Here is a 3,161-nt window from a genome sequence, read left to right as displayed (position 1 = left end):
GTGATCCAGTGGTTCGGCGATTCCATGGATGGCAGTCTTGCCCGTTGGCGCAAGATCGAGCGGCCCTCCTACGGTTATTTCATCGATCACAGCTGCGACGGTCTGACCACCGCGTTGATCGTCTGGGGCATCGGCACCACCCCCTATGTCACCATGGACGTGGTGATGGTGGCGCTGGTGGGGTACCTCCTACTCTCGATCCACGCCTATCTTTCGGCCCGCGTGCTGGGCGAATTCAAGCTGTCCTACCTCGCCGCCGGGCCCACGGAACTGCGCTTCCTGCTGATCGGGCTCACCGTGGCAATGCTGGTGCTGGGCTCCGGACCGGGACTGTTCGGCGCGATTTCGGGCTTCGACTTGTTCGTCGGCGCGATCGGCGCGATCCTGATGACGCTGTTCGTGGTACAGACCCTGGTTACAGGGCGCAGGCTGGCGCTGGAAGCCGCCCGCGGCGGCGATCGACGCCGCCCGGTGGAGTGAGGTCAGGCGTTAGTCAGGCTGGTCGGCTGTATTGCACCGCCCGATAGCGCACTGCCTTTTTCGTCATTTCCGCCACGACGGAAATCAGCGTCAAAGGCCGCACCCACTTCGCCTGTAAACGCTCGGGCGGGACGGGTGCCCGCCTCTGCCTAAAGACAACGACCCAGGATCGATATCAGGCGTAAGGCGGCTTGTGCAGGCCCTTGGGGCTGAGCGTGAAAATCTCACACCCATCCTCGGTGATGCCGATCGAGTGCTCGAACTGCGCTGACAAAGACTTGTCGCGCGTCACTGCCGTCCAGCCATCGGCCAGCATTTTCACAGGCGGCTTGCCCAGGTTGATCATCGGCTCGATAGTGAAGAACATCCCCGGCTTCAGTTCGGGCCCGGTGCCCTCCCGTCCGGCGTGGACCACTTCGGGCGCATCGTGGAACAGGCGTCCGACGCCGTGACCGCAGAATTCGCGCACCACGCCGTAGCGGTTCTGCTCAGCATAAGCCTGGATCGCCGCGCCGATATCGCCCAGCCGCGCGCCGGGCTTGGCCTTGTCGATACCGATCATCAGACACTCGTAGGTGACGTCCACCAGCCGCCGCGCCTTCAGCGGCACATCGCCGACCAGATACATGCGGCTGGAATCACCATGCCATCCGTCCAGCAGCGGGGTCACATCAATATTTACGATATCCCCGTCCTTCAGCGTCTTTTCGGACGGGATACCGTGACACACGACGTGGTTGATCGAGATGCAGCTGGAATGCGCATAGCCGCGATAACCCATGGTCGCCGGCACTGCGCCACCCGCCAAGGTCATTTCCCGTACTCTGTCATCGATAGCGGCGGTGCTGACGCCGGGCTGTACCATCGGCGCGATCTCGTCCAGGATTTGGGCGGCCAGCCGCCCGGCACGGCGCATGCCTTCGAACCCCTCGGGTCCATGGAGCTTGATGGTGCCATCCCGCAGGACGGTGTCGTCGGCTTCGATCAGCTGGTATTCGGTCATGCCGGAGATATAGCCCCATTCGCCCTGAAATGCGAGCGGGTGCGGGCCGTTACTTCCGCACGGTGAAATCGGCTTGGTACACCGGCTTGACCGAGCCCATCACACGCGCCGTCACCGGCAAGGTGATCTCATATGTTCCCTCGGCGTAGGAACCGGCGGCATAAGGCCCGACCAGAATGCCGATCCGGTCGAACGTCTTGCCGTTGGTAGAGCCCAGGATGATCGTGTTTTCCGAAGGGTCGATGCACTTGTCGAACTCATCACCGCTGTTGCGGTTCACCGGCTGGCCCCGCCGCTTGGCGCGATCCTTGTCGAGCGCGTCGCAGAAGGCATCGCGGATCACGCTGCCCAGCGCCGCCTTGCTGTAGAACAGGTCGGACGGATCACGCGCCATGTTCTGCCGCCGATCCCACAGCAGGCTTTGGAAGAATGTCTGGCCATGCGCACCGCCGCTGTATTCATAACCCTCGGCCGACAGAGACAGCCAGTTCGGCAGGTCCGTCACCACTTTCCACTCCGCGCTGCTGCTGTGCTGACGATAGGGGTAGTCGCTCTTCTTCGCTTCCACCTGATCCGCCTTGGAACCGGCCTCCAGCTCCGCGCGGGCCGTGGCGAGCTTCTTGTCGAGCAAGGATTTGAGGTCCGGAATCGCCGCAGCCTTGCCGGGGTAGCTGTATTCGAATTCGTATAGATCGTTATCGACCTTCTCCGTCCGGCCCTCAGCGGAAACCGCGACGGCGGTGGCGGATGCCGTGGGCGCAGGCCGCGCGCTTGCCGTGGCGGTGGCGGCGGGGCTGGCGCCGGCCTGCTGCGCGGTGGGCGTTGCATCGCAAGCGGCCAGGGGAATCGCCGCCAGCGTCATGAGAGTCAGGGTGGGAAGGAGTTTGCGCTGCATCGTTTTCCACTCGCGCTGATGACAAAGGCCGGTCTAAGATCAGGTTGATGAACGACAAAGAAACGCTGATCCAGGCCGACAAGGGCCAGCAGGCTATCGCCATCCACCTGATCACGAAGGATGGACTCGAGGAATTCCTAAAGGGCCGCACGGTTCCCCAGCGGGCGGCGCTGGAAGCACAGCGGTTTGCCGGTGAGGCAGGCAGCCATGCGATCTTGCCGGAAGGTGATGGCTGGTCGGTCGTGGCTGGGGTCGCCAAGGCCGACGCGCTATCCACTTGGTGCCTCGCCAAGCTGCCACAGGCGCTGCCCGCCGGCACCTACCGCCTGGCCTCCGCAGAACCCGGCGCCGCGCTGCTGGGCTGGGTGAGCGCGCAGTACCGGTTCGAACGATACTTGTCCGACCCGAAGGCCGAAGGGCCATGCGTGCTGCTGACCGGCCAGCCCAAGGCGATCGACGGCGTCCTGGCCGAAGCCGCCGCCACCGCCCTGGTTCGCGATCTGGTCAACACGCCCGCCGAGGACATGGGCCCCGCCGATCTGGAGGCTCACGCCGAGGCGATCGCTAAACCGCACGGCGCTGTCGTGCGCGTGACGCGCGGCGATGCGCTGCAAACCGAGTTTCCGATGATCCATGCCGTCGGTCGTGCCGCCGCCCGCAGCCACGCGCCGCGCCTGATCGAGATCGAGTGGGGCGATCCCGCGCACCCGCGCGTGGCCGTGGTCGGCAAAGGCGTCTGCTTCGATTCCGGCGGGCTGGATATCAAGCCGTCCTCGGGCATGT

3 protein-coding genes and 1 pseudogene are annotated in these 3,161 nt (G+C 64.4%); 2 read left to right on the top strand and 2 right to left on the bottom strand.

Features of this window, described 5'->3' with window-relative positions:
• A partial coding sequence (locus ACHWRX_RS15465) for a CDP-alcohol phosphatidyltransferase family protein (RefSeq protein WP_394659853.1) occupies nt 1–480 on the top strand: 480 nt, incomplete at its 5' end.
• Between the two features lie 175 nt (nt 481–655).
• On the opposite strand, the gene map is transcribed toward ACHWRX_RS15465, so the two are convergent.
• Both map and ACHWRX_RS15455 read right to left on the bottom strand, forming a co-directional pair.
• The gene (gene map / locus ACHWRX_RS15460) at nt 656–1,483 is read right to left on the bottom strand and encodes a type I methionyl aminopeptidase (RefSeq protein ID WP_394659852.1); all 828 of its coding nucleotides are present in this window, start codon (nt 1,481–1,483) and stop codon (nt 656–658) included.
• A gap of 49 nt (nt 1,484–1,532) precedes the next feature.
• Nucleotides 1,533–2,378, bottom strand: coding sequence for a DUF4163 domain-containing protein (locus ACHWRX_RS15455; protein ID WP_394659851.1), 846 nt, complete (start codon nt 2,376–2,378; stop codon nt 1,533–1,535).
• A gap of 47 nt (nt 2,379–2,425) precedes the next feature.
• Between ACHWRX_RS15455 and ACHWRX_RS15450 the strand changes: the two are divergent.
• Nucleotides 2,426–3,161, top strand: a pseudogene (locus tag ACHWRX_RS15450) (leucyl aminopeptidase family protein); the annotation flags it as partial.

Source organism: uncultured Novosphingobium sp. (assembly GCF_964277725.1).
Taxonomy (GTDB): domain Bacteria; phylum Pseudomonadota; class Alphaproteobacteria; order Sphingomonadales; family Sphingomonadaceae; genus Novosphingobium; species Novosphingobium fluoreni.
Note: the sequence above shows the minus strand (reverse complement) of the source record. Positions and strands in the feature narration are given on the sequence as shown.

What these genes read in the sequence shown, in the direction of transcription:
- ACHWRX_RS15455 (WP_394659851.1), bottom strand. Translation starts at nt 2,378, where the DNA reads ATGCAGCGCAAACTCCTTCCCACCCTGACTCTCATGACGCTGGCGGCG.
- map (WP_394659852.1), bottom strand. Translation starts at nt 1,483, where the DNA reads ATGACCGAATACCAGCTGATCGAAGCCGACGACACCGTCCTGCGGGAT.